At 55.5% G+C, this 24,501-nt stretch carries 26 protein-coding genes, 1 pseudogene and 1 riboswitch; of the genes and pseudogenes, 14 read left to right on the top strand and 13 right to left on the bottom strand.

Annotation, left to right across the window (positions count from 1 at the left end; genetic code table 11):
• Window positions 1–39: 39 nt before the first annotated feature.
• Window positions 40–1,620: a Na+/H+ antiporter NhaC family protein gene (locus tag HCX89_RS22400; RefSeq protein ID WP_145839135.1), complete on the bottom strand. Its 1,581-nt coding sequence runs from the start codon at window positions 1,618–1,620 to the stop codon at window positions 40–42.
• Window positions 1,621–1,702: 82 nt separating this feature from the next.
• Window positions 1,703–1,874: riboswitch (Lysine riboswitch) on the bottom strand.
• Window positions 1,875–2,086: 212 nt separating this feature from the next.
• On the opposite strand from HCX89_RS22400, the gene HCX89_RS22395 reads away from it, so the two are divergent.
• Window positions 2,087–2,914, top strand: a complete 828-nt coding sequence (locus tag HCX89_RS22395) for a 5'-methylthioadenosine/S-adenosylhomocysteine nucleosidase (RefSeq protein ID WP_144438250.1) — start codon at window positions 2,087–2,089, stop codon at window positions 2,912–2,914.
• 73 nt (window positions 2,915–2,987) lie between these two features.
• Here the strand turns inward: HCX89_RS22395 and HCX89_RS22390 are convergent, their stop codons facing one another.
• The 3 genes from HCX89_RS22390 to HCX89_RS22380 all read right to left on the bottom strand — a co-directional run bounded on the left by HCX89_RS22390 (window position 2,988) and on the right by HCX89_RS22380 (window position 4,549).
• Window positions 2,988–3,431, bottom strand: a complete 444-nt coding sequence (locus tag HCX89_RS22390) for a hypothetical protein (RefSeq protein WP_025889600.1) — start codon at window positions 3,429–3,431, stop codon at window positions 2,988–2,990.
• Between the two features lie 213 nt (window positions 3,432–3,644).
• The gene (locus HCX89_RS22385; protein ID WP_025889598.1) at window positions 3,645–4,352 is read right to left on the bottom strand and encodes an oxidative stress defense protein; all 708 of its coding nucleotides are present in this window, start codon (window positions 4,350–4,352) and stop codon (window positions 3,645–3,647) included.
• Window positions 4,349–4,549, bottom strand: a complete 201-nt coding sequence (locus tag HCX89_RS22380; RefSeq protein WP_144226236.1) for a hypothetical protein — start codon at window positions 4,547–4,549, stop codon at window positions 4,349–4,351. Before HCX89_RS22380 ends, HCX89_RS22385 begins: the two co-directional genes overlap by 4 nt.
• A 38-nt stretch (window positions 4,550–4,587) precedes the next feature.
• Between HCX89_RS22380 and rimO the strand changes: the two genes are divergently transcribed.
• Window positions 4,588–6,012 (top strand): 30S ribosomal protein S12 methylthiotransferase RimO, encoded by a 1,425-nt coding sequence (rimO, locus tag HCX89_RS22375; protein ID WP_039033558.1) that lies wholly within the window; start codon window positions 4,588–4,590, stop codon window positions 6,010–6,012.
• Between the two features lie 37 nt (window positions 6,013–6,049).
• Here the strand turns inward: rimO and HCX89_RS22370 are convergent, their stop codons facing one another.
• Window positions 6,050–6,274, bottom strand: a complete 225-nt coding sequence (locus tag HCX89_RS22370) for a ribosome alternative rescue factor ArfA (RefSeq protein ID WP_144380257.1) — start codon at window positions 6,272–6,274, stop codon at window positions 6,050–6,052.
• 196 nt (window positions 6,275–6,470) lie between these two features.
• On the opposite strand from HCX89_RS22370, the gene HCX89_RS22365 reads away from it, so the two are divergent.
• The 3 genes from HCX89_RS22365 to HCX89_RS22355 all read left to right on the top strand — a co-directional run bounded on the left by HCX89_RS22365 (window position 6,471) and on the right by HCX89_RS22355 (window position 8,391).
• A complete protein-coding gene (locus HCX89_RS22365; RefSeq protein WP_167717504.1) occupies window positions 6,471–7,319 on the top strand; it encodes a transporter substrate-binding domain-containing protein in 849 nt (282 codons plus the stop codon).
• Window positions 7,320–7,438: 119 nt separating this feature from the next.
• Window positions 7,439–7,786, top strand: a complete 348-nt coding sequence (locus HCX89_RS22360; protein WP_028780651.1) for a hypothetical protein — start codon at window positions 7,439–7,441, stop codon at window positions 7,784–7,786.
• A complete protein-coding gene (locus HCX89_RS22355) occupies window positions 7,786–8,391 on the top strand; it encodes a hypothetical protein (protein WP_167717503.1) in 606 nt (201 codons plus the stop codon). Before HCX89_RS22360 ends, HCX89_RS22355 begins: the two co-directional genes overlap by 1 nt.
• 47 nt (window positions 8,392–8,438) lie before the next feature.
• Here HCX89_RS22355 and HCX89_RS22350 read toward each other — a convergent pair.
• Both HCX89_RS22350 and pmbA read right to left on the bottom strand, forming a co-directional pair.
• A pseudogene (locus tag HCX89_RS22350) lies at window positions 8,439–8,720 on the bottom strand (IS4 family transposase); the annotation flags it as partial.
• Window positions 8,721–8,866: 146 nt separating this feature from the next.
• Complete coding sequence (gene pmbA / locus HCX89_RS22345; RefSeq protein ID WP_082052621.1) at window positions 8,867–10,210, bottom strand: metalloprotease PmbA; 1,344 nt, start codon at window positions 10,208–10,210, stop codon at window positions 8,867–8,869.
• 148 nt (window positions 10,211–10,358) lie between these two features.
• Here pmbA and yjgA point away from each other — a divergent pair, with 148 nt between their 5' ends.
• From yjgA to hydF, 9 genes are all read left to right on the top strand, one after another.
• Entirely contained in the window at window positions 10,359–10,892 is a 534-nt protein-coding gene (yjgA, locus tag HCX89_RS22340) for a ribosome biogenesis factor YjgA (RefSeq protein ID WP_025010219.1), read from the top strand.
• Between the two features lie 131 nt (window positions 10,893–11,023).
• The gene (locus tag HCX89_RS22335) at window positions 11,024–11,428 is read left to right on the top strand and encodes a hypothetical protein (protein ID WP_025010220.1); all 405 of its coding nucleotides are present in this window, start codon (window positions 11,024–11,026) and stop codon (window positions 11,426–11,428) included.
• Between the two features lie 545 nt (window positions 11,429–11,973).
• Window positions 11,974–13,206 (top strand): [FeFe] hydrogenase, group A, encoded by a 1,233-nt coding sequence (locus tag HCX89_RS22330; RefSeq protein WP_025888294.1) that lies wholly within the window; start codon window positions 11,974–11,976, stop codon window positions 13,204–13,206.
• Between the two features lie 10 nt (window positions 13,207–13,216).
• Entirely contained in the window at window positions 13,217–13,534 is a 318-nt protein-coding gene (locus tag HCX89_RS22325) for an iron hydrogenase small subunit (RefSeq protein WP_044735281.1), read from the top strand.
• Window positions 13,535–13,544: 10 nt separating this feature from the next.
• Entirely contained in the window at window positions 13,545–14,210 is a 666-nt protein-coding gene (locus HCX89_RS22320) for a cytochrome b/b6 domain-containing protein (protein WP_025010222.1), read from the top strand.
• A gap of 69 nt (window positions 14,211–14,279) precedes the next feature.
• Complete coding sequence (gene hydG, locus HCX89_RS22315; protein ID WP_159352784.1) at window positions 14,280–15,734, top strand: [FeFe] hydrogenase H-cluster radical SAM maturase HydG; 1,455 nt, start codon at window positions 14,280–14,282, stop codon at window positions 15,732–15,734.
• Window positions 15,731–16,342, top strand: coding sequence for a hypothetical protein (locus HCX89_RS22310; protein WP_025888291.1), 612 nt, complete (start codon window positions 15,731–15,733; stop codon window positions 16,340–16,342). Before hydG ends, HCX89_RS22310 begins: the two co-directional genes overlap by 4 nt.
• A complete protein-coding gene (gene hydE, locus HCX89_RS22305; RefSeq protein WP_167717502.1) occupies window positions 16,339–17,352 on the top strand; it encodes a [FeFe] hydrogenase H-cluster radical SAM maturase HydE in 1,014 nt (337 codons plus the stop codon). The genes HCX89_RS22310 and hydE overlap by 4 nt, the downstream gene beginning before the upstream one ends.
• Entirely contained in the window at window positions 17,345–18,577 is a 1,233-nt protein-coding gene (gene hydF, locus HCX89_RS22300) for a [FeFe] hydrogenase H-cluster maturation GTPase HydF (protein ID WP_167717501.1), read from the top strand. The genes hydE and hydF overlap by 8 nt, the downstream gene beginning before the upstream one ends.
• On the opposite strand, the gene HCX89_RS22295 is transcribed toward hydF, so the two are convergent.
• The 6 genes from HCX89_RS22295 to HCX89_RS22270 all read right to left on the bottom strand — a co-directional run.
• Entirely contained in the window at window positions 18,537–19,700 is a 1,164-nt protein-coding gene (locus tag HCX89_RS22295) for an ABC transporter permease (protein ID WP_071238673.1), read from the bottom strand. The two genes, hydF and HCX89_RS22295, sit on opposite strands and share 41 nt — an antisense overlap.
• The gene (locus tag HCX89_RS22290) at window positions 19,697–20,854 is read right to left on the bottom strand and encodes an ABC transporter permease (RefSeq protein ID WP_071238672.1); all 1,158 of its coding nucleotides are present in this window, start codon (window positions 20,852–20,854) and stop codon (window positions 19,697–19,699) included. The genes HCX89_RS22295 and HCX89_RS22290 overlap by 4 nt, the downstream gene beginning before the upstream one ends.
• Before the next feature lie 2 nt (window positions 20,855–20,856).
• Window positions 20,857–21,831 (bottom strand): HlyD family secretion protein, encoded by a 975-nt coding sequence (locus HCX89_RS22285; protein ID WP_028781331.1) that lies wholly within the window; start codon window positions 21,829–21,831, stop codon window positions 20,857–20,859.
• A complete protein-coding gene (locus tag HCX89_RS22280) occupies window positions 21,821–23,221 on the bottom strand; it encodes a TolC family protein (protein WP_167717500.1) in 1,401 nt (466 codons plus the stop codon). The genes HCX89_RS22285 and HCX89_RS22280 overlap by 11 nt, the downstream gene beginning before the upstream one ends.
• A 634-nt stretch (window positions 23,222–23,855) precedes the next feature.
• Complete coding sequence (locus tag HCX89_RS22275) at window positions 23,856–24,179, bottom strand: hypothetical protein (RefSeq protein ID WP_025010228.1); 324 nt, start codon at window positions 24,177–24,179, stop codon at window positions 23,856–23,858.
• 9 nt (window positions 24,180–24,188) lie between these two features.
• Window positions 24,189–24,501, bottom strand: a 313-nt coding sequence (locus HCX89_RS22270; protein WP_025010229.1) for a hypothetical protein, incomplete at its 5' end; no start/stop codon positions are given.

The raw sequence follows: 24,501 nt of genomic DNA, 5'->3' as shown, positions 1-24,501 counted from the left end.
AGGAACACTCCCGGGGCTTTTTGGTATCCCATCTCAGCCTCAGCCGATGGCGGCCTCGGGAGCCGCCTGGAAACGTCTGGCGTGATAGAGGCAGAAGAGTGCAAACCAAGCGGCACTCACCAGGAAACCGGCCAGGGTGGAATGCAGCAGCCCCATGGCCAGATAACCCAGCGCTGCCCCGAAGGCGACGGTCAGGGCATAAGGCAACTGAGTCAGCACATGATCTATATGGTGACAGCCGGCGCCGGTGGCCGACAGAATACTGGTACTGGAGATGGGTGAGCTGTGGTCGCCAAACACAGCGCCAGCCAACACAGCCGACAGCATGGGCAGCAGAAGTTGGATATCGCTGGCAGCGGCCATATCACCGGCGAGTGGCAACATGATACCGAAAGTGCCCCAACTGGTGCCTGTGGCAAAGGCCATGGCACAGGAAAGCACAAACACCACCACAGGCAGCAGCCCTGTGGGCAGGTTGCCGTTGGCCAGGCTGGCGAGATATTTGCCGGTTTCCATGTCACGCACCACGGCGCCTATGGTCCAGGCAAACAGCAGTATGTTGATCGCCGGCAACATGGCCATAACGCCTCTGGGGGCGGCGCGCAGCCAAGTGGATATCCCAAGACCGAGGCGCAGAGCCAACAGGCCGGACACCGCCAGGCTGCAAAGGGCGCCATAAACCAAAGACGAACCCACATTGGTATGTTCAAAGGCGCCCAGCACACTGAAGGCCTGACCATTGGCGGCTAATACCTGGGCCCCGGAGTCCAGCATGAAATAGATACTCGCCGCCGTCAGTGTCACTATAGGCAACACCATATCCAGCATGCCGCCGCGGCTGTCGGCCGGGGCTTCCATATCCAGCCCTATTGGCCGGCCCTTGGATTCATCCCAGAGCTTGCCTTCGAGCGCCCGCTGCTCATGCTGTCGCATCGGCCCAAGATCCAGTTGGAAGGCGATGACTACCACCACCATGATCAGGGTAAATACCGCATAGAGATTCATGGGGATCATCTGCACAAAGGCGGCGATCGGGCTCTGCTCTGTCACCCCATGGGCCACGAGTATGCCGCCCACCAGGGCGATGATATAGGCCCCCCAAGAGGAGATGGGCATCAATACGCACACGGGTGCCGCGGTTGAGTCCAGCAGATAGGCCAACTTGGCGCGGGAGATCTGGAATCTGTCGGTCACAGGGCGGCAAATGGGCCCCACCGACAGACTGTGGAAGAAGTCGTCAATAAAGAAGGCAAACACCATCAAGCCGGTGAGCGACTTGGCGCTCTTGCGGCTCTGGCAGCGCCTGGCGGCCCATTCGGCGAAGGCCCGGGTCGCCCCCGAGGCGGTCATCAAGCTGATAAGCCCACCCAGCAGCAGCATAAACAGCAGCATATTAAGGTTATCGCTGTTGGGAGCGCCATCGACCCAGAAGATTTTCAGCACACAGTCAAACAGGTAGCGCAGCGATTGCAGCGGTGAAAACTGCTGTAACATCAGGCTGCCGGCGACTATGCCAACCCCGAGAGAGAGCAGTACTCTACGGGTGATGATCGCCAGCGCAACCGCCAGCAGAGGAGGAACTATGGACCAGGGAGAGTCCGCAAAATGCATGATATTCATGATCTCTTTACACCAAAGAAGGTGGAGATCTACCGATAGGATCGAAGAAACTCAGACCAAGGAGGGCAGAAACTTCTCAGCTCCTTCAGGTAGCGCTCCATAGTGGATGACTATGGCAGTCCTGCACCTGTTAGATACAGAACCAGCAGCTAGGTTTGATGACCTGGCTACTTCGGCGCCGACTCCTTTCCCCGGGCCTCAAAGGCATCACCCTCTTCCCGGTTACTCTTAGGCAGCGCGCCTCTACTCAAAGGTATTCGACTGGCATTCTAACTATCACGGCCCCAATAGCAAGCCAGATTGTGCCTCTGGCGGTAAATATCCCGCCCGGTTGGCATTAAGCCTTTGGCAAGTGACTCATGTCTGGGCTCGCAAATGTCAACTCCGGCTGTTGACGGCAACCACAGCTGCACCTAGGATCGCCCTCCCCTACCGCGACACTGAAATAACAATTAAAGGTGTGCAAATGACTCTGTTACAACGTTTTTGTGTGGCACTCTGTGCCTTGTTCTCCAGCCATTCCATGGCAACGCCCACCCGGTCACCTATACTGCTGCAAGGCGCCATGGATGTCGAAGTCGACACCCTGGTTCAGGCCCTGAAAGACCCCAAACAGACAACTCTTGGTTCCTGGACTTTCTGGCAAGGCACTGTGGATGGCTATCCTGTCATAGTGTCCCGTACTGAAATAGGTATGGCCAATGCCGCCGCCTCCACCACACTGGCGATAGAAAAATTTCAACCCGGTTTTATTATCAACCAGGGCACCTCCGGCGGCCACGACCCGGCGCTGCACCGCGGCGACATAGTATTGGGGAAATACAGCTTCAATATGGGTTCCTATCGCAGCGATCTACACCCCAAAGGCCAGGGCATAGATCCCAAACGCTGGCATAACTTCGATGTCACCATGCGTTTGCGTCAGGATGGCAAGCTGGTGGAACACAAGCGCTTTGATGCCGATCCCAAGCTGCTGGCTCTGGGACAACAACTGGCGTCAGCTTATCGCCATGGCAAGGTAGTGACCGGCGTGATCGGCAGTGCCGATGAGTGGAACCGTGAAGTCGACCGCATCGAGTGGCTGCACCAAACTTATCAAACCTCGGCCGAAGAGATGGAAACCGCTGCGGCCGCCCTGGTTGCCAAGGCATATGAGATCCCTTTTATCGGGATTCGGGTACTCTCCAATACCGACCTGCACGGCGAAGAGTTTGAGCCACAAACCGCTATCCACTGTCAGCAGTTTGTCATTGAGTACACCAAGAAGTTGATCGCAGGTTTGGAAGGTAAATAAGTTTCGAGGACTTCAAAGTAAAAGCCGGTGATATTGTCCACCGGCTTTTGTTTTTTCAGGCCCTCATCTTAAGCTAGCTCGCCGGCGATAAGAAAATGGCCTCCACCTCTTTGGCCAGTGTCTGCCATCCCAGTTTCGAATAGCCTTGCTGGTAACGGTATTCCCAAACCTTGGTTTCCGACTCGGGTGCTTGTTTTCGCTGGATAACCAAGCGGTAGTCATCCATCGTTGGTGACTCTGGCTCCGGCAATGACAGGCTGGCAAAAGTCTGCTTGCTCTCGGCACAGCTCTGGCCGCGATACCGAATAAACACCTGCAAACCCGTATCGAAATCCTTGTCATTAATTTGGGATTGGATCTCGCTGCCGGGCACAGTGTATTCCGTCTCATTCACCAGGCAGAGTCGTTGTTTGTGGGTCTTTCCGACTTGCGCTGTAACATTGGCGAATACGGTTGATGGGCTGGCGACCAGGCTGAATAAACCTATTCCCAGTAGTGTCAGACGGGTCAATTTCATCGGCACACTCCTTATGCAAGATTGATTGGCTCTGGCTCATTCAAGCATAAAAAGCGTCCAGAGACTGCCTCAAAGGAGCAACAAATTGTATCTGCTGTTTCAAAATCACCTACAACTCACCAACATCAAACAAGCGATATTGGCAGATAAAACAAACAATGCGGGCACCACCAGGGGGCCCGCATAATAACTGTCAGACAGGATAACTTGGGTTCAGTCACGCAGCTTGTAGCTGACCTCGACCCTGTCGGAGAAAGTTACCTGGCCATACTCATAGCTCTGGTTGATAGCGCCTTCAGCCATCATGGCGGCCTTGTACATCACAGGACGCACCGGGCCTTGGTCGAAATAACGAATCGACCAGACGCCATCGAGTTTCTCGCCGAATCCGGCCGCCAACTCACTGGCCTTTTGCTTGGCATCTTCAATGGCCGCCTGCCGCGCCTGCTTGCGCATCTCGGCTTCTTTACTGGACTTGAGGTTGATCTGGTTCACCTTGTTGATCCCGCCTATTAGCGCCGAGTCCAGTATGGGGTTGAGCTGATCCAACTGTTTCACCAACACGGTCACACTGCGACTGGCGCGATACCCCTTGAGCTCGGGCGCCTTGTCCTTGAGGTAAACATACTCAGGTTGCAGATTCAGATTGGCGGCTGCAATCGACTCCTTGGCAACCCCGGCCTTGAGCAGGCGCTCGATAAAAGCAGCCACCGCCTTGTCGGATGCGGCCTTGGCCGCCTTGGCATCAGATTCGCTTAATGACACTTCAACATTGATTTCGGCCATATCGGGCTCAACCTGTATCTGGCTGACGCCTGTAGTTTCCAGCAGAGGTCTATCCTGAGCCAGTACCGAGTGGCTCATCAGAGTAGCGGGTAAGAGTGCGCCTATCAGCGCCAGATTCAGCAGAGATTTTTTCATCTTGGTTCTCCAAAAAGTTCGCTTTCGTTGACCATAGAAACGCAGCCAGCTGACAAAAGGGTTAAAAAAATCAAAAAATTTTTCAACGACGTTTTGAAGCGGCAACCGAGATGGCTACATAGAACATAAATTAACCAGCCCAACTGTACCTTTTCTATGGCTGAGGTATAATCGCCGCCAATTTTACCGGCACCCAAGCGTGCTCCATCAGCTTTAGCATTGCGGAAAACAGCTCTTGAAGAAATCAGTCGACATTTTTGATCCCAAGCAGACCACGACTCTGGACACTCCGGCCAAGACTCTGGCACAGGAAAACAGCCCTGCCGAGGCCCAAACCAGCGGCAATCGCATCGGCTTTGTCAGCCTGGGCTGCCCCAAGAACCTGGTGGATTCCGAGCGGATCCTCACCCAACTGCGCATCGACGGCTATGAGGTTACCAACAGCTATGACAATGCCGACCTGGTAATAGTCAACACCTGTGGCTTTATTGATGCCGCGGTGGAAGAGTCGCTGGATGCCGTGCGTGAAGCGCTGGAAGAAAACGGCAAGGTGATAGTCACCGGCTGCCTGGGCGCCAAGGAAAACCAGATCCGCGAAGTGCATCCGGATGTACTGGAGATCACCGGCCCCCACAGCTATGAAGCCGTACTGAACCATGTGCACAAGTATGTGCCCAAGCCGGAGCACAACCCCTTTACCTCGCTGATCCCGCAAGCCGGCGTTAAGCTGACCCCCAAGCATTATGCCTACCTGAAGATTTCCGAAGGCTGCGACAACCGCTGTACCTTCTGCATCATTCCGGCGCTGAGGGGCGATCTGGACAGCCGCAGTGTCGGCAGCGTGCTAGATGAAGCCAAACGCCTGGTGGAAAGCGGGGTTCAGGAAATTCTGGTCGTCAGCCAGGACACCTCTGCCTACGGCAAAGACAAGGGCGGCCGCACCGACTTCTGGAACGGCATGCCGGTGAAGCAGGATATCACTACCCTGGCCCGCCATCTGGGCAAGATGGGTGTGTGGGTACGCCTGCACTATGTCTACCCTTACCCTTGGGTCGATGAGCTGATCCCGCTGATGGCCGAAGGACTGATCCTGCCCTATCTGGATCTGCCACTGCAGCACGCCAGCCCTCGCGTGCTCAAGATGATGAAGCGCCCCGGCCGGGTCGACCGCCAGTTGGACGCCATCAAGAAATGGCGTGAGATCTGCCCGGATCTGGTGATCCGCTCAACCTTTATCGTTGGCTTCCCCGGTGAAACCGAAGAGGATTTCGAAATCCTGCTGGACTTCCTGCGTGAAGCTAGGCTGGACCGAGTGGGCTGCTTCAAGTACTCGGAAGTCGATGGCGCCGTGGCCAACACCTTGGCCGAGCTTATCAGTGAAGAGGTCAAGCAGGACCGCTATGAGCGTTTCATGCAGGTGCAGGCCGAGATCAGTGCCGAGCGGCTGGCGCGCCTGGTAGGCCGTGAGCTGGATGTCCTTATCGATGATGTGGACGAGGAAGGCGCCATTGGCCGCTGTTATGCCGATGCGCCTGAAATCGACGGCATGGTATTCCTCAACGGAGAAGTGGAACTAAGCCCAGGGGACATGGTGCGCGCACTGATCACTCATTCTGATGAGCACGATCTGTGGGCCGAACTGGTGCAGATGCCGGAATAAACTCTCCCAACACCTTGGGGAAATCTTTCTTGAGGTGTCAGCAGGGTGAAAAGATTAGAGTCATAAAATCAAAAGGGGCAACACCCTGTTGCCCCTTTCCATTGCGTCTTTTACGACTGTATGATCCTTTGCCCTTCTTCGGCTTCTCGCTGCGACAGCGAAACAGTGAACTGGTCACCACGGCCTTGAGGGCGTTATCTTTGATCTGTCCACGACCGGACTCATGCTCCAGCAGTGCGGTCTGCTTAATATATTTGGCCATATCGGCTCCTTATTTCAATTGGATGAGACTTGCCCGACCATACCGGACAAAAATCGCGCAAATACTACTCCCTTTTGTACCAATAACCAAATATCTTAATCTTGGCCCAAAGTACAATGTCGCGTTTCGCCTTATTCATGTTATTAAAAACAATCACTATTCAGTCTGTTTCAGTCAATCCGGGAGGGTTTGTTCTGTGATATTCAGGTTCTGTTGTCTGGCGCTGCTGGCACTCGCTTGTTCACCACAGCTGCTTGCCGCAGAAACCTGTGAGCTGACCATGGGGTATCGCACCAATGCCAGGGCCCCCTATATTGCTGAAGCACCGGATAACAGTGGCCTCTATCTCAGCCTGTATCAAGACGCGGCGGCAAGAATAGGTTGTAGTCTCAAGGTAGTGCGAGCGCCGAAAAAGCGTATTCTCTGGGAAATTGCCAAGGGCAATATCGACTTCTATCCCGGGCTGGCCTTCTCCAAAGAGCGCCACGACTACGCGCATTTCATCGCCAACGGCCTGTCTGAACGCTATATCGGCGTCAGCCGCGCCGACTTGAGTGACATCACCTCGTTGCAGCAATTGGTGGATAAGCAGCTGGTGCTGCTTATCTCCCCCGGCAGCTATCAACTGGGTGGTTTACCGGACAAATTGATAGTGCGCAAGCCACCGGACATGAGCACAGACTCGGCGATAGCCTTTCTCAAACAGCATCAGGGTGATTTCTATGTCTACGATGAATCAACCCTGAGATATTGGCTGAAAACCCATCCTCAGCACGGGCTGAAACTGCATCCCTACTGCTGCGATCACAGGCGACAAGGACACCTGGGCTTCTCACGCAAGAGCCGTTATTTCAGTGCCGGAACCAATCCAAATTATATTGCCGACAGGCCGATATCCATTGACAACAGCCCTTGGGAGTTGCAGCCGGACAGCCTGGCCTACGCACTGCAGCAGGCCTTGCATGACATGGCCGAAAGCGGTGAAACCGAGCGGCGTTATCAATACTATATGCAGCAGGTATCACAAGCGGCGGCTGTGCCCTAATCCTCCTGTTCATACAAGGAGTATTGCCCCCTATTCCATTGATACATTTTGGATCAATTCAGCCTGAGTCCAGCATCTAATAGGTACACTACTGCTTTTGGGTCGCAAAGAGTTGTAATATGTTTTCCCGCAAGCCGTTGACGCCACAGGCACAGCTGGACTTGGCCATGACCTTGATGGCCGAGGAGGAGCAGCGCCTGCAAAACGCCCTTGAGCTGGTACTGCACAGCAGTCAGCAAGCGATAACCAAACGCCTGCAACGGGCCAAAATCGATGCCGATATCTTCCCGCCGGTTCATCAGGACTATCTCAATGCCATGGCACTGCAACATCTGTTCACCATGCTGCATCAGGGAGACGAGCAAAGAGCCAACAGCATCTGCAATAACCTAAGAGAACTCAGCCAATGCCTACAGCCCGCCATTCAGGACAATGCCCACTGCGAAGAACAATATCGGCCGGTTTAATGCTGCTTTGTGGCTTGGCGCTACTTCCCGTTTCCAAGGCCCAGAGCAAACCGCCCCAAGTCACTCCCGACCAGAGCACATCCGAGTTGTTGTTACAACTGGATCAGCGGCTGCTCGCCAGCCGTAGCGCAACCAAAACCTTGAGCGACTGGTGTGATGAATATCAACTGGCCACAGACGCCAGCATTCGCGCCGAAGGAGAAAAGCATTTTATTCATGATGCTCCCAAGGAGGTCTACCGTCAGCTTAAAGTGGCGCCGGGAAGCCGACTAGGCCATCGCAAGGTGCGTCTTATCTGTGGCGATAGAGTGTTATCTGTCGCTGACAACTGGTATGTGCCCGAGCTCCTTACCCAGGAGATGAATCAACAGTTACAGCTTACAAAAACCCCGTTCGGCACCGCCGTCAAGGCACTGGACTTCAGGAGAGAAAACCTCCAGAGCCTGAAGCTGTGGCAAGGGAGCAAAGTGCTGCCGCCATTTGTATTGCAACACAAGGCGCTGCTTTTGCGAGCCGATGACAAGCCCTTTAGCCTGGTCATTGAGCGTTACACCAGTGAACTGCTTCCCAAGTCGTCCGCAAAACAGCCAAGCATGGCGAAGTAATCCCTCACCTGGTTGATAAAAAAGCCCGCTTAACAGCGCAACGTAGTTCACTTAAGCGAAGCTGCCTTGTGATTAACAGGATATCGGGTCTTTGATATTTTTACCGCCCTAGGCCGATTTGGCTTAGGGCGTTTGTCTATAAACAGGATGGACAAGTCTCCTCGCAGACTGTTTAGACGCTTCGGCGTATTACCTGGTGACACCGCTTTGCTCATGACTTTGAGCTGACTTGCGATGAACTGACAAGCGTACTTAAAGCTGATTTCATTGGGCATTCGACCATGCTCTACAGCCGCTTGGCTCGCTTCTCGTCTCACCAAGTTATAACCAAAGTCGGCAAAGCAGTTTTGAATAGACATAAAAAATCGGAAACCTACAAACAGGTTTCCGATTGTCTCTCATCAGGAGGATCGGTCAACCGATCCTTATCTGATCTACGTTGCGCTTAACTGCGAGCTTTCAGTCTTTGGCAGGCTTAGTTACCGGCTATCTTCATCTCATCGAGCAAGATTGCCCCGGTACGGATGCTGGAGCGCAAATCCCTGTCGCTGGAAACCGCCTGCATGGAGCGGTACATCTGCTTCAGGTTGCCGGCTATGGTGATCTCCTCGACCGGGAACTGGATTTCGCCATTCTCGACATAGAAGCCGGCGGCGCCGCGGGAATAGTCGCCGGTGACCATATTCACGCCCTGGCCCATCACCTCAGTGACTATGATCCCGCGGCTCATGGAACGCACCAACTCATCAAAACTGTGGCCGGTATCGGCCAGCGTCCAGTTATAGATGCCGCCGGCATGGCCGGTATTGACCAGTCCCAGCTTGCGCGCCGAGTAACTGGTCAGCAGATAACTCTCCAGTATGCCGTCACGGACTATGTCCCGCTCACGGGTCGCGACCCCTTCGCTGTCATAGTTGGCACTGGCCAGGGCACCCTTGAGATGCGGCTGCTCGGCAATGCTGAACCATTCAGGGAAAATCCGGGTGTGGATAGCATCCTGCAGAAAGCTGGACTTGCGATACAGGCTTGAGCCACTGATGGCGCTGACCAGATGCCCCACCAGACCTGTGGCCACTTCGGGCGCAAATAGCACGGACATTTTGCCGGTTGCCAGTTTGCGGGCACCGAGACGGGCAACCGTCTTATCGGCGGCCTTAATCCCCACCTGCTCCGGGCTCAACAAGGCGTCGAAGCGGCGGTTGATACCATAGTCATAGTCGCGCTGCATATCGCCGTTTTCTTCGGCGCCAATCACCACACAGCTCAGGCTGTAGCGCGAGCTGCAGTAACCCTGCAGGAAACCATGGCTGTTGCCATAGACCTTGACGCTGTTGTGGGCGTTGGCACTGGCACCATCCGAATTCTTGATCCTCGGGTCTCTGTCCAGCGCTGCAGCTTCGGCGCGAATGGCCAACTCGGCCAACTCTTCCGGGCTGGTGTGACGGGGATGATAGAGATCCAGATCGGGAAAATCTTTCGCCATCAACTCAGAGTCGGCCAACCCGCTGGCAGGGTCTTCACTGGTATAGCGGGCGATACCATCGGCGGCCTTAACCGCCTGGCGAATCGCCTCCGGCGACAGATCCGAAGTGGAAGAACTGCCCTTGTGTCCATCGCGATACAGGGTGATCCCCAGCGCGCCATCCTTGTTGAATTCGACCGTTTCCACCTCCTTGAGGCGAGTGGAAACACTCAGACCCTGTTGCTTGCTGATGGCCACCTCGGCAGCACTGGTGCCCAGGCTATTGGCATACTCCAGCGCCATTGCCACCGCGTCTTTCAACGCACTCAGTTCACTATCAATAAAATTTGCAGACACAGGTTTACTCTTGAATTGGCTAAACTGCCCCTAGCATAACAAAAGCCGGCTTTATTCACATAACCACGACAGATCAATTTTGCTGCCGTAGAAGACGAAGCGCCAAGGGGGATGCTACAATCAGCGCCAGTATCAGAGGAAAGACTTTATGAAAATAGTTGGCGATTCAGAGCATTTTAAACAGCCTTATGATGAGGACGAGGACTATATCAGCAAGACCTCGCTCAAACGCGACAGTGAAGAGGCTCAGGATCTGGGCAAACAGCTGGCAGCGCTGAGCAAGAGTCAGTTGGCCAAAATTGAGCTGGGTGAGTCCCTGTTTGATGCCATCATGCAAACCAAGAACATCAAGCCCAATACCGAGGCCTTCCGTCGTCAGTTGCAGTTTATCGGCAAGCTGATGCGCAACGAAGATCTCGAGGCGATTCAGACCTCGCTTGAGCGGGTACTGAACAAGAACAACGAAGCGGCCGCCAAGGCTCAGGTATTTGAGAAGTTGCGTGACCGTTTGCTCAGTGGTGGCGATGCCGAAGTGCAATCCCTGCTGGAGGAGCACCCGCAACTGGACAGACAAAAACTCAGGCAACTGGTGCGTCAGACCAACAAAGAGCTGGCCAAGGGGCCTCAGTCCAAGTCCTCTGCCGAGCTGTTCAAGTATTTGCGCAGTGAACTGGAAGACTGATTCAGTCTTCCATACCGTAAAAACGCCGGCCTTGATGCTGGCGTTTTTTGTTGCCAAGACGTTATAATCCGGCGCGGATAACACGGAAAAGTAATACCCCACGGATATCGCATCCAATAAAGGACGGATTAATGCGTAAATTGACTCTTGCCTCACTGGCTTGTACCGGCGCACTGCTGGCAGGCTGTAGCTCAACCCCACAACCCATCATAGCCCAGGAAAAAACCGTCGAAGTGAAAGGCCAAACGCTGAAGCTCGGTGGACGCTATTTTTCCGATAAAAAGAAACTGGAACTGACAGTCAACGGTGACCCCATAATGCGCGGCACCTTCCCCCCATATACTCCAACCCAAAACCTGGGTGGTCGCTATAAAGAGATGGAGATCGACGGCAAGTGCTACTTCGGCTCCGTGCTCGGTAGTCAGGGCGGCGCCTTTGGCATTATTGCCAGCGCGGTGCAATCCTCAAAATCCAGCAACGGCGACAAGTGCGAAATCCTGGTTGACGGTAAAGCCGTCGAAAACCTCTATTTCTAACGCTCAACCCAGCTAGATGTGTCCGTGTTATCCCGCACCACATCTGTGAAATTGGCTGAAGCTGTGCCTAAGGAAGGTGCGAACAAGTCCCATGTGTGCTCTGCGTCGGCTTACAGGCCTGGATGCAAGGCGTGGTTCGCAGCAAATGGCCCTAGTCCTTTGCAAGAAGCACAACACAGCAGGCAGGCCTGTAAGCCACGCCCTTCGGGGCTTTCACAGCAACCGGCTCTCTGCGTTATCCGACTTCGACAGGCCTCGGCATGCCTTCAGTCAGATGCCTTGAACGCCAATTGCTGTGCAAGCCAGAGTGCCACGAGGACTTATTTGCACCTTCCCTAAGTCAAAAAGTCCCATGCCCCTGTTTCACCGGCTAATTTCATCATATTTCATGTAAAAACTTGTGAAATCTCAAGGCTGATCTGCTTTGGATCACAGATAGCGACAAGCCATTCCCTATAATCCCTCCGCCCTTTCCCAAGGGGTATAGCTTTTACATAAGCAATTAGAAAATAAGAATATTATCACGTAAAAAGGAACGCATTGCCATGACAGCAACCAGCTATCAGCCGGGAGAGATCCGCGGACTGATCCAGATAGATGCGCTCAAATGCAAAGGGTGTGACGCCTGCAAACAGTTCTGTCCCACCCATGCTATTGAGGGCGCATCCGGTGCCCCCCATAAGATTGATGAAGAGCGTTGCCTGAGCTGCGGCCAGTGTCTGATCAACTGCCCGTTCGGCGCCATTCATGAAACCCAGAGTGCCTTGGATACTGTGCTGACCAAGCTCAAGGATCCCGATACTCAGGTGGTCGGTATTCTGGCTCCGGCGGTACGGGTTGCCATAGGTGAAGCTTTCAACCTGCCCAAGGGACAACTGCTGACCAACAAACTCTACGGCGCCATGCACCAGGCCGGATTCAGGATCTTCGACTGTAACTTCGCCGCCGACCTGACCATTATGGAAGAAGGCTCTGAGTTCATTCACAGGCTGCATGCCAATGTGCGCCAGGAGCCAGGCGCCGGCAAGCTGCCGCAATTCACCTCCTGCTGCCCGGGCTGGGTTCGCTTCCTGGAAAACGAATACCCCAGCCTGCTGCCACATCTTTCCACCGCCAAGTCGCCGCAGCAGATGGCCGGGACTGTGGCCAAAACCTATGGCGCCAAGGTGTATGAGATGGCTCCGGAAAAGATCTTCACAGTGGCAGTTATGCCCTGCACCTCGAAAAAACTCGAGGCCTCACGCCCTGAATTCAACTCTGCCTGGCGCTTCCATCAGCAACACGGCAGTGATGCCGCCCCTTACGCCGATGTGGATGCAGTGCTGACCACCCGCGAGATGGCCGAGCTGCTCAAGCGCCTCGATATTCATCTGCCGGATGTGGCCGAATATAAGGGTGACAGCCTGTTTGCCCAATATACAGGGGCCGGCACCATTTTCGGTAACACTGGTGGCGTGATGGAAGCCGCGGTGCGTACCGCACACAAGGTGCTTACAGGTGAAGAGCTGGCCAAGCTGGAACTGGCACCAGTGCGTGGTCTGGAAGGCGTCAAGGAAGCCGAACTCACCATTCATGACCAACAGCTCAAACAAGATGTGCAGCTGAAAGTCGCCGTGGTGCACGACATGGGCCGCAATATCCGCCCCTTGCTGGAGCAGGTGATGGCCGGCACGTCCCCCTACCACTTTATCGAAGTGATGAACTGCGCCGGTGGTTGCGTCAACGGTGGCGGTCAACCTATCAACGGCTCAGGCACATCCTGGGTTGCCCAACTGTAAGGAATTGCTCATGACAGACAAGTATCAATTTACCGAAGATGGTTTTCTGTTGTCACGGCGCCGTTTCATGGCCGTGGGCGCTGCGATTCTGGCGCTACTGGCCCTGCCTGTGGGCTGGCTCGGCAGCCGTATCGCCAAGCGCAACGAATACATCAAGGCCAGGGCCGATGCCCTCTATATGGATGATGCCATTGCCAAGTACCGTGTCAGCCATGCCAACCCGGCCATTGCCCGCTATTACAGCGAATTTGGCGGTGAACCGCTGGGGCATCTGTCGCACGAGTTGCTGCACACCCATTTTGTCGATCGCACTAAACTGAAATCCTAAGGAGTCGGCTATGCATCAGGACAATCGTCCCATTCTCAAGCACCCGCTGAATGTTCGGGTGTTCCACTACATCTTGCTGCTGAGCTTCCTGCCACTGGCGGCAACCGGGCTGTTGTTGTTCTTCAAACCCTTGAGCGACAGCGCCATGGGGCTGACCTATGACATTCATATTGTTGCCGGTGTCATCATGGCGCTGGATGCGGTGGCCTTCACCCTGATGGCATTCGACCGTGTCGTGCTGTTCACCAACCGGGTGTTCACCTTCGGTGGTAACGATGTGGGTTGGTTCAAGGTACTTGGCGGCTATCCGCAGAAGTTTTTGCTGGGCAAGAAGGTCGCCGTGCCTCCTATGCGCAAATACAACTCTGGACAGAAGCTGTTCGGGGTTTGTGTCCTGCTTGGTGGTACTGCACTGATCATCACGGGCCTGGCGCTGTGGCTGGTTCCCTATGCAATCCCACGCGATACCGCCTGGTTGCTGGGGATGATCCACCTGGGTTGTGGCCTGCTGCTGACAGCGTTTTTGCCCGTGCATCTGTTCCTGGCGGTTTATCGCTTCGACGATTTCAAGGCGATGATGCTGCACGGCAAGGTGCCCTACCATGACGCAGCCGAGTACACCCCTCTCTGGGTGCAGGAGGAGGTCGTTCCGGTTGCCGCCAAACGCGCCGAGTAACGCCATAAGTTCCATTTTCCAAGGAGCGCAGTTTGACTGCGCTCCTTATCTACAGGAGAGCCACTACAGATGTCAGGCCCTTTGATATCAGACCCGCTTGTATCGGGCCATACAGAAACGATTCAAGTCAAAGACTATAACCCCGCCGTAAATTTTATCGATGATGACGCCATCTGGGGCTTGCTCAATAACAACCGGCAACCCAGCCCGGATACCGTGCGCCAGGTGCTGGAAAAAGCCCGCCGCTTGCAGGGGCTGACGCTGGAGGAAGTGGCGGTTTTACTGCAAAACCAGGATGCCTCCCTGGACGAAGAGCTATTTGCCGTTGCCCGTGGCATCAAGGACGCCATCTATGGCAATCGCATAGTACTGTTCGCCCCCCTGTATGTTTCCAACTACTGCGCCAACGCCTGCAGCTATTGCGGCTTCAGCGCCGACAACCATGACTTGCCACGCAAGACCCTGAGCGAGCAGGAGCTGATCGCCGAGGTGGAAACCCTGGAAGAGATGGGCCACAAACGGATCCTGGCGGTCTACGGTGAGCACCCGCGTAATAACGCCCGCGCCATAGTCGACTCCATCAAGACCATGTACAGCGTGCGCAAAGGCAAAGGCGGTGAGATCCGCCGCATCAATGTCAACTGCGCCCCCATGGACACAGAAGATTTCAAGCTGCTGAAGACGGCCGCCATAGGCACCTATCAGTGTTTTCAGGAAAGCTACCACAGAACGACCTACGAACAGGTGCACCTCAAGGGCCGCAAGAAGGACTTCCTCTATCGTCTCTACGCCATGCACAGAGCCATGGAAGCCGGTATCGACGATGTGGGCATTGGCGTGCTGTTCGGTCTCTATGACCACAAATTCGAGCTGCTGGCCATGCTCGCCCATGTACAGCAACTGGAACAGGATTGCGGCATAGGCCCGCATACCATATCCTTCCCGCGGATTGAGCCCGCCGATGGCTCCAGTTTGTCGGAGCGGCCACCCTATGTCGTCGATGACGCCACCTTTAAGCGCCTGGTGGCCATTACCCGCCTGGCAGTGCCCTACACTGGGCTGATTATGAGCACCCGTGAAAGTGCCGAACTCAGACGTGAACTCCTAAGCCTGGGGGTATCACAGATCAGCGCCGGCTCACGTACCACCCCAGGTGGCTACAACCAGGAAGACGATGCGGCTCAATTCAGCCTGGGCGATCACCGCAGCATAGATGAAGTGGTATTGGATCTGGTCAAGCATAGCCATTCCATCCCCTCATTCTGCACCGGTTGTTACCGCAAAGGCCGCACCGGCGATCACTTTATCGGCCTGGCCAAGCAGCAGTTTATCGGCAAGTTCTGCCAACCCAACGCCCTGATCACCTTCAAGGAATATCTCAACGACTACGCCAGCGAGCAGACCCGCAAAGCCGGTGAGGCACTAATAGCCGCCGAGCTGGATAAACTCAGCCCCGCCAGAAGACGTAATATCGAGGCCTGCCTCACGCGCACAGATGCGGGCGAGAGGGACATCTATCTGTGAAAGGCAAAACTCTGGTACTGGCACCCGGATGCCGTCTCTATGCCGGGCTGCCAAAACAACAGCTGAAATCGGCATTGAGCCGTGCCCGGCGAGTGGCCCTGCATGCCGGCCACTATGCCAATTTCAGCGAAGGGGCGATAGATCAGTTGCTGCGGCAAAGACTGCAAAGCAGCCAGCTGTCGCAGCTGTTGATAGTGACACAAAAGCTGGAAAGCGAAGCCGGGCTGGCGTTCGGCAAAATGTTGCGCCCGGAATCCACCGAGGCGGAAATCCTCGAGGAATACCGGGTGTCTCAGCATTGGAGCAATCAACTTGCCGCCTCCTGGCCCGAGCAGGTGACGGCGGTCAGCAGTAAGCTAGCCGCCAGCGCGCCTTTGCTGCTGCTCGATGATCAACTGTTTGTCGGCCACTATGCCCATAGTCCACATCTGGCGCCTTTGGGATTGTGGCTCAAGTTGGACAGCCGCGAGCTGGGGCTGCCACCGGCGGGCCTATGGCAAAGAATGCAAGGCCGTACCAAGGTCGCTGCCACGCCCTGGCAACAGGCCTTGTATCGCTACGCCGATGAGCTGGCACAAGTGCTGAAACAGGCGGGATCCCAAGCATGAAACCGGCCGAAAATCTGGGTTCAGCAGAAATCAGAGCCTTGCTCTGCGGCGAAGCCGATGACTGGCTGTTTGCCCGCGCCGATGCGGTCAAGCGCCAGTACTTTGGCAAGGAGATCTGGCTCAGAGGCATAGTGGAGTTTTCCAGCTATTGCCGCTGTGACTGTCACTACTGTGGCCTGAGAGCCGCCAATCGCGACATTGAGCGTTACCGGCTCAGCCACCAGGAAATCATCGACTCGGCCCTCAAAGTAGATAAAGCCGGTATCGGCACCCTGGTGCTGCAATCCGGTGAAGACAGCCGCTTTCGCCAGGATGGCATAAGCCACATCCTCAGCACCATCAAACAGCAAACCCAGTTGGCCATCACGCTATCTTTGGGTGAACGCAGCCACAGTGAGCTGGCGCTCTGGCGCGAAGACGGCGCCGACCGCTATCTGTTGAAACTGGAAACCCTGGATGCCGAGCTCTATAGCCGCCTGCGCCCGGGAAGAGTGCTGGACAAACGCCTAAGGCTACTGGAAACCCTCAAGAGCCTGGGTTATGAGACCGGCAGTGGCATTATCTGTGGCCTGCCTGGCAGCAAGAGCGATGCCCTGGCCGACGCCCTGTTGGCGCTCTCAGCCATGGAACTGGAGATGTTGGCGGTCGGTCCCTTCGTCAGCCATCCACAAACCCCGCTGGCAAACACGGCCAATGGCAATGTGCTTGAGTGCCAGCGAGCCTGCGCCATACTCAGGCTACTCAATCCCGGTGCCAACATTCCGGCCACCAGCGCCCTGGATGCCTTGCAAAAAGGCGCCAGGCTCGAATCCCTGAGCCGCGGCTGCAATGTACTTATGCCCTCGTTCACGCCACAGAAAGACAGCAGCAAATACCTTATTTACCCCGGCAAGAATGCCTCCGGCTGCCCGCTGGAGCAGCGTCTCGCCGATATCAGACTCAGCCTTAAAGCCCGCGGCTTGTATTGCTCTGCGGACAGAGGCAACGCCAGGAGACAAATTAATGTGTAATTCGGCCCCCAATGCAGCCCCCCGCGGGGTCAAACTGCACATAGTATTGTGTGGTCGTCGCAACGCCGGGAAATCCTCCCTGCTCAATTACTTATCCAACCAACAGAGTGCCATAGTCTCTGAGACCAAGGGCACCACCACAGATGCGGTGCGCAAGCCCTTTGAACTGCATCCGGTCGGCCCGGCTACCCTGATAGATACCGCCGGACTGGACGATACCGGCGCCCTGGGGCTTCAGCGAATAGCCGCCAGTCGCCGGGCGTTGCAACAGGCCGATATCGCCGTCTATGTGCTGGATGAACAGGGGTTGGATGAGTTTGACCGCGACTGGCTGTTACTGCTGCAAAGCTGGCAGCTGCCAATCCTGGTGGTAGCGAACAAGCAAGATCTGGCCCCGTTGCCCGCAGAGCATCAGCGCTGGCTCAAGGGCCAAGGCATCAAGTTCTTATGCCTGTCGACCCAAGAGGCAAAACACCGGGAAGACTTGGTCGAGCAACTGGTTCAACTGGTGCCGGCAGATTTTCGTTGCGACCCCGTGCTGGCCGCCGACTGTTACCGCATAGGAGAGCAACTGCTGCTGGTCGCCCCGATAGATTCGGCGGCCCCCAAGGGCAGATTGATTTTGCCCCAGGTGCAGGTTCTCAGAGAAGCGCTGGATAACGGTGCCATTGCCAGCATCTGCCGTGAGTCTGAGCTGGCCACGGCCTTGGCCGCCATGCCCACGCCACCGGCGTTGGTTGTGACCGATGCCCAGGCGGTGAGACAAGTGGCCGCTCAGGTACCCGACAGCATTCCTCTGACCACCTTCTCCACCCTGTTTGCCCGGGCCAAGGGCGATCTACCGGCCCAGCTGCAAGGCGCCGAGATGCTCGAAAGGCTCGAGGATGGTGATCGGGTACTAATCGCCGAGGCCTGTAGCCATGAGGTGCAGGATGAAGATATAGGCAGAGTGAAGATCCCGGCGGCCATCGGCAAATTGACCGGCAAACAGTTGCAGTTCAGCGTCTGTGCCGGCCATGACTTTCCGGCCGATTTGGAACGCTACAAACTGGTAGTGCACTGCGGCGCCTGTATGTTGGGGCGGGCGGAGATGCAGCGGCGCATTCTCGAATGTCGCCGCCGCGGCGTCGCCATCACCAACTATGGGCTGGTGTTGGCCAAGGCCAGTGGCGTGCTGGAAAGAGTCAGTTCGCCGCTGCTGCCAGTTGACGCCGACGCCAACTAACGCCCCAAACCGCCAGAGGGAAGAACAGCAACAATAGCCCCCAGAGCTGTAACCATTTGGGGGCAATAACCGCCCAATCGGCTCCCATCTGGTTCAGCTGCAGCATTCCCATAATCGCCGGCACAGCCGGGATCACCTGCGACAGCCATACCAAGGGCTCAGGGATCAGTGCCAAGGGCCAGACAAAGCCACTGACAAACAGGATGGGCATGGATACCAGCAGCAGGATCTGGGTCGGCAACTCGCGCCTGACAAACAGGCAGCTGAGCGCTACCCCGGCGCTGGCAGTGGTCAGCAGGAAAGGCAACATCAGCAACAATACCTGACCAAGACTCGCCTGCAGACTCACCTGATAGAAGTAATAACACCAGCCAATATAGAGCGCACTGAACAGGCAATAGAGCAAGCCGAAGGCCAACACCCGGGCACTGACCAGCATCAAGGGGCTAACCCGGTTCCAATAGCCCGGCTGGCGCCACTGACCGGCGCCGAGTATGCCTGTGCCTATCAGCAAGGTCTGGTGCAAAATCAGCAGAAACAATCCTGGCACCACATAGGGGGTATAACCCAAACCTTTATTGAATGCGGGCACGGCATTGAGTTTAATCGGCGCCAGACTCTGGGCCGCGGCCTCAGGGCTCTGGCCCGAGGCCAATAGTCCCTTGAGCTGGATTTGCTTGCCGGCATCCATACCGGCACTCACCAAACCTTCAACCACAGCGGAATAGATCAGGAAGTAACTGGCATCACCGCCGAAGCTCAAAGTCGCGCCCCGTCCCAGCAACAGATCGCGGCGAAAATCAAACGGGATCACCAATAAACCATGGGCGCGGCCATCGGTGACCCAGGCCTTGGCTTCGTCGATGGAGCCGACCCGACCGACGACCTGGATACGGGCACTGGCATCGGCGTGACGGATAAGCCGCCGTGACAGCGAGGAGTTATCGTGATCCACCACCACCAACTGCTGCTCTGTGGGCACCTGATGCAGATAAGGCAAGGGATAGAGCACGGCATAGAAGAGCACGCCGCCAAACAGGGTCAAAGAGATCGCCTTGTCACGCACCAAGGCGCGTAAATCCAGCCAGATCAACTGCCATAACGAGAGGGACTTGGCTGTCATAACGTCTCCTCAAGCGGCAACTGCGACTGCAGCACCCTGGCATAACGACGGGCAAAGAACCAACTGGGGATCAACAGCAGCAGAAAGCCGAGATAACCCAGCGCCTGAGGCAGCAAGCTGGCCGGCCCTGCGCCATAGCTCACCAACGCAACATGAGACTCTATATAGTGGCTTGATGGCATCAACAAACGCCACCACTGCGCCAGCAGCGGCATTTCTCCGGTCGGGAAGGTAATGCCCATAAAGGCAAAGGCGGGTGCAAACAGCGCAGTGCAAAAGCTGATCACCCTGGCACTATCGGCCAGCATAAAGAAAATCCCCTGCACCCAGAGCCAGACCGCCATCAACATTAAGATCTGCATCGGCAGCAGCCACAGGAGTTGCCCGGCTATCGGCAGCCCCAGCAGCTGATACAACAGCACCAAAATAAAGCCGCCGTGCAGCAGCATAAAGGCGCCGTTGACCATAAACTTACTCAAAAGCACTGAGGGCATACCCAGGCGGAAGCATTCGCCCAAGGTATCCTGGCGCAGCTCACGGTTGAGACTGCCGGCAAAAGCCAACATGGCCAGCAGTTGCCACAGAGCTATCAGCACAGGCGGCACCAAGAAGCCGACATAGTTGTTATTGCGGTTGAACAGCGCCGTGGTTTGGGTGCTTACAGGGCTGAGACGCACCTCAACCTGGGAGGGATTGACACCGGCCGCCAGCTGCTTGAGCCTGGCCACCTGCTGCAAACCATCGGCCAGGGTCAGTTGCAACTGACTGGCCAGCAGTTTGCCCACCAGCAAAAACTGGCCGTTGTAGCGCAGGTCTATGGTGGGAGTGTGCCCGGTCAGCAGTTCCTGCTTCAAACCATAGGGCAAGATGACCAAGGCATAGACCTCGCCGCGGCGCATCGCCTCGACCGCCTCGTCCAGCGCCAGATAACGTCTGGGGGCGGTGACAGGATTAGCCTCAAGATGACGCCCAAGCTCACGACTGAGGCTGGAGTTGTCCTGATCCACCAGCGCCACCGGCAACTGCCTGGGCAACCCGGCGGAAAACAACCACCAAAGACAGAGCACACCGATAAGCGGCAGATAGCTTATCAGTGCCAGCTGCCAGGGATCGCGCCAGACAGCCTGCCACTCTCGCCGAAGCAACTTCTTCATAATCAAGACTTTTCAAGTAATACTGACATGCCCACCCGCAGATCGGCTACCGGCTCCAGCGGCCTGAGCTCCACTTCAAAGGTACGCATATCAAAGTCGTGGCCACTCTCGGTCGCCCGCCAGGTGGCGAAGTCGCCCAGCACACTGATGTGGCTGACCTCAAACTCGACACTGCGTTGCAGCGCCGGCAGTGTCAGGGTCATACGCTCGCCCTTCTTGAACTGCTTGAGCTGATCCTCACGCACCTGAAACACGGCCCAGGCATCTGTCATATCCACCAAACTGACCACAGGAAAACCACTGGGTGCCAGCTCGCCCACCTGCAACAGCACCTCGGTGATTTCACCGCCCTTGGGCGCGCGCATCTGGCTGTCGGCGAGTATGGCACTGACCTCTTTCACCGCGCCTTCGGCCATACGGGCATTACCGGCTGCGGCGGCCTTGGTTTCTTCCCGGGCACCCTCTTCGGTCATTTGATACATGGCATAGGCGGCCTGCTCGGTATACTTGGCGGCCTGATATTGGGTAAAGGCTTCATCACGCTTTTGCCGGGCAAGTACGCCATCGCGGAACAGGTTTTCTACCCGGTCGAAGGTGGTCTTGGCCAGCTCACTGGCGGCCTTGGCCTTGAGCCACTGCTCGCGGGAGGCGGCAACCTGCTGCTTACGGGCACCGCTGTCGGCTTCCTGCTGCATCGCCTTGGCGGCATCGCGGCCACCCTCGGCCTGCATCAGTTTGGCATTGAGCTCTGGGCTGTCGATGGCAAACAGTAGATCCCCTTCACTGACACTGTCTCCGCGGCGCACCAACACCTGCTCCACCCGGCCCGGCACCTTGGAAGACACATTGTATTCCCTGGCCTCTATCTGCCCCTGCAACAACTGTGGCTTGGGGGAGTAAGCCAGGATCAGCCCATATACCAGCGCCGCCACTATGGTTACCAGGGCCACTATGGCCACCAAAGGATTAACCCGCATCCTGTATCTCCTGCTTGTCACTGCGTCCGATAAATTCATCCAACTGGCCACTGACCGCCATCAAGCGGGCATAGGCCTGAACATAACGATATTGAGCCGCCAACTGCTTGGTGCGTACGGCACTGAGTTTGAGCTCGGCATCCACTCTGTCGATGGAGGTAGACAGCCCTTGATTGAAAGCCAGTTCCCGCAGCTTGAGGTTTTCCTCTGCCAGCGCCAGAGAACTGTTCAAGGCATTGACCTCCTCTTCGGCCTGCAGCAGTTGGCGATAGCTCTGATCCACCAACAGACTGAGATCCTGACGGGTTTGTGCCTTGGTGTATCTGGCCTGCAGCAGGGCGCTCTTGGCCGCCTGCACCTTGCCACTGCGACCATCACGGGACAGCAGCGGCACCTTGACCCCGACGCCTACCATCCAGTCGGGTTCGACCTTGGAAAACAGGCTGTCGTCTTCATAGAGGGTGTAGTTACCGTAGAGGAAAACCGTGGGGAAGTATTTTCCCTTTTCCATATCGACCAGACCCTGAGCCTGAGTCTCTTTCGCCTCCAACAAGCGCAAGGCTGGATGCTGCTTCAGCGTCAGCTCGGTCAATTGCGGCAATGAAGGGGAGCTTGGCGCCATAAACAGCGGCGACTTGGTGGCGACATCAGTCTGGTGCAGCAGGCGTGACAGGGCTATCAGCGCCATCTCATGGCGGCGTTTGGCACTGCCGAGGTCGACCTTGGCCTGATCCAGTGCCACCTGGGCATTGAGGCGCTCGACTCTGGCGATCTGCCCCTGTTGTTCCAGTTTTTCAGCGTGGCTGTAATGCTTTTCCAGCGATGCCACCAGCTGAGCCTGGGTTTGCACCAAAGCCTGGGTCACAGTGACGGCATAATATCTGTCTACCAGTGTGGTAAACAGCTCACGCCGTGCCAACTCCAGTTGCTGCTTCTTCTCAGCCACCTGAGCCGCCTGAATGCCTTGAGCGGCAGAGATCTGGCCACCGGTATAAATCGGCCACATCGCCTGTAAGCTGGCTCGGAACACATCCTGCTCGGTGAAAGGAGTCACAAACATGGAGCCGGGAAGCGAGCCGATAATGCCACCTATGGCCGGCGGCAGAGTGGCGGGATCCATAGAGGCGAGAGGATTGAGATCGCGCAGATCCAGCTCTATCGGTTTTTCCAGCCTGGTATAGCTGCCGTTGATGTTGAGCGATGGCAGGTTAAGGTCGCGCCCGGCCTCTTGCTGCGCCTCGGCGCGGCTGACTTCCTGGCCTTCGGCGGCCAGCTTATCGCTCACCTCCAGCAACTGTTGCCAGGCCGAGGCAAAACTATAGTCTGCGGCAAGCGCAGGCTGAGCCGCCAGCGGCCACAACAGCAACCAGGCAAATTTGGTCAATTTCATCTACATCCCTAGAGTAAAAACTCTAATTCCTGAGCAAAAAGGATATCATCCTCGCTTGTCGGCCACCAGTTAACCTTGCTGCGCGGCGGCGCGAGGCCTCCAAGGCCTGTCGAAACCTGGGTAAAAAAACAGACAAGCCACTGGATCCTAGTCTTTTTTAAGCTGTATTGAAACTAAGGAAGGTGCAAACCTGCACCGAGGAATAGACACACATCCTAAACTCACGAATTTAGAATTACAGAATTGCACTGCACTTGGGCGTTGCCGAGAGCCTGTTGGCGCAAATAAAGTGGCCAGCGGCGAGTGGGCTTATGTGAGCCAAGGATGGTGAGCAGACCTTATCCGTGGATGAATTTGGATGCCAGCACCAAATGGTAGTGATTACCCGTGACCGCATAAGCTGTACTAGCATAAGCTGAACATTCATGCGGTTGCCCTGAGTCGAGGCTGTGCGAAACATCAAAAAGATTTGGCTGTCCTGCCTTTTTTCGGCTGTCCTGTATTTCGCTGTATTTTCCGTTTTTGTCCTGTCTTTTTCTAAAACAGTTGGCCAGCTTTCCGCTGAAAACTGACCACGCTTCTCAGACCTACTCAAGACTTGTCAGAGTCTTTAAATTATTTAGCATAATTGAACTTAAAAAGGTTTTTCTGATAGCTTACCCGTCCACCCCCAATCTTCTAAAAGTTCAACATAATCATCAATGTCAAATTGTTCATTCTCTAGTGGTGGGTACATATGTGAGTACCCATAACCAAGTTCGTTCAACTCTTTTCTTACTTGGGTAATATCAATATCTTTGCTAAAGATTAACATCCCCATTTTGGCACCAAATCCTTTAACCAAAAGTAGCGACTCGATTACTTCCCCAGAATCCAATGTGACCTTATGTCCAATATCAATGTCCAAATTTAGTTCACTAGATACTTTTATCCAAAAATCAAGCAGTTTCTTATACATACTAAGCCTTTAATCTTCGATTTTCTTTTCTGGTATATGGTTTACTGGGCCAACGTGACCATGAGGCTCACTCCCATTAGCCCTATCTGGATGAGTTTCCAGTCCCCTGACTTGATTTGATGGGAAGGGGTCTGATAGCTCAGCATTTAATTCGGCATATGCATCCATATCACCTTGCGTCACACCACCATTCTTCTTGTCCATTTTAGCCATCTCCACAAGAGCTTGTTTTTCTTTGCTAAAAACTTTACTCCTTATGGAAACCGTTTCGCCTTTTCCCGGCAACGGACACGGCATCGCGAAAATGTAGCAGTATTCGGAA

Origin of the sequence: Shewanella sp. Iso12 (assembly GCF_012030025.1) — a bacterium.
Taxonomy (GTDB): Bacteria; Pseudomonadota; Gammaproteobacteria; order Enterobacterales; family Shewanellaceae; genus Shewanella; species Shewanella algae.
This window is presented reverse-complemented; position numbering and strand designations above follow the sequence as displayed.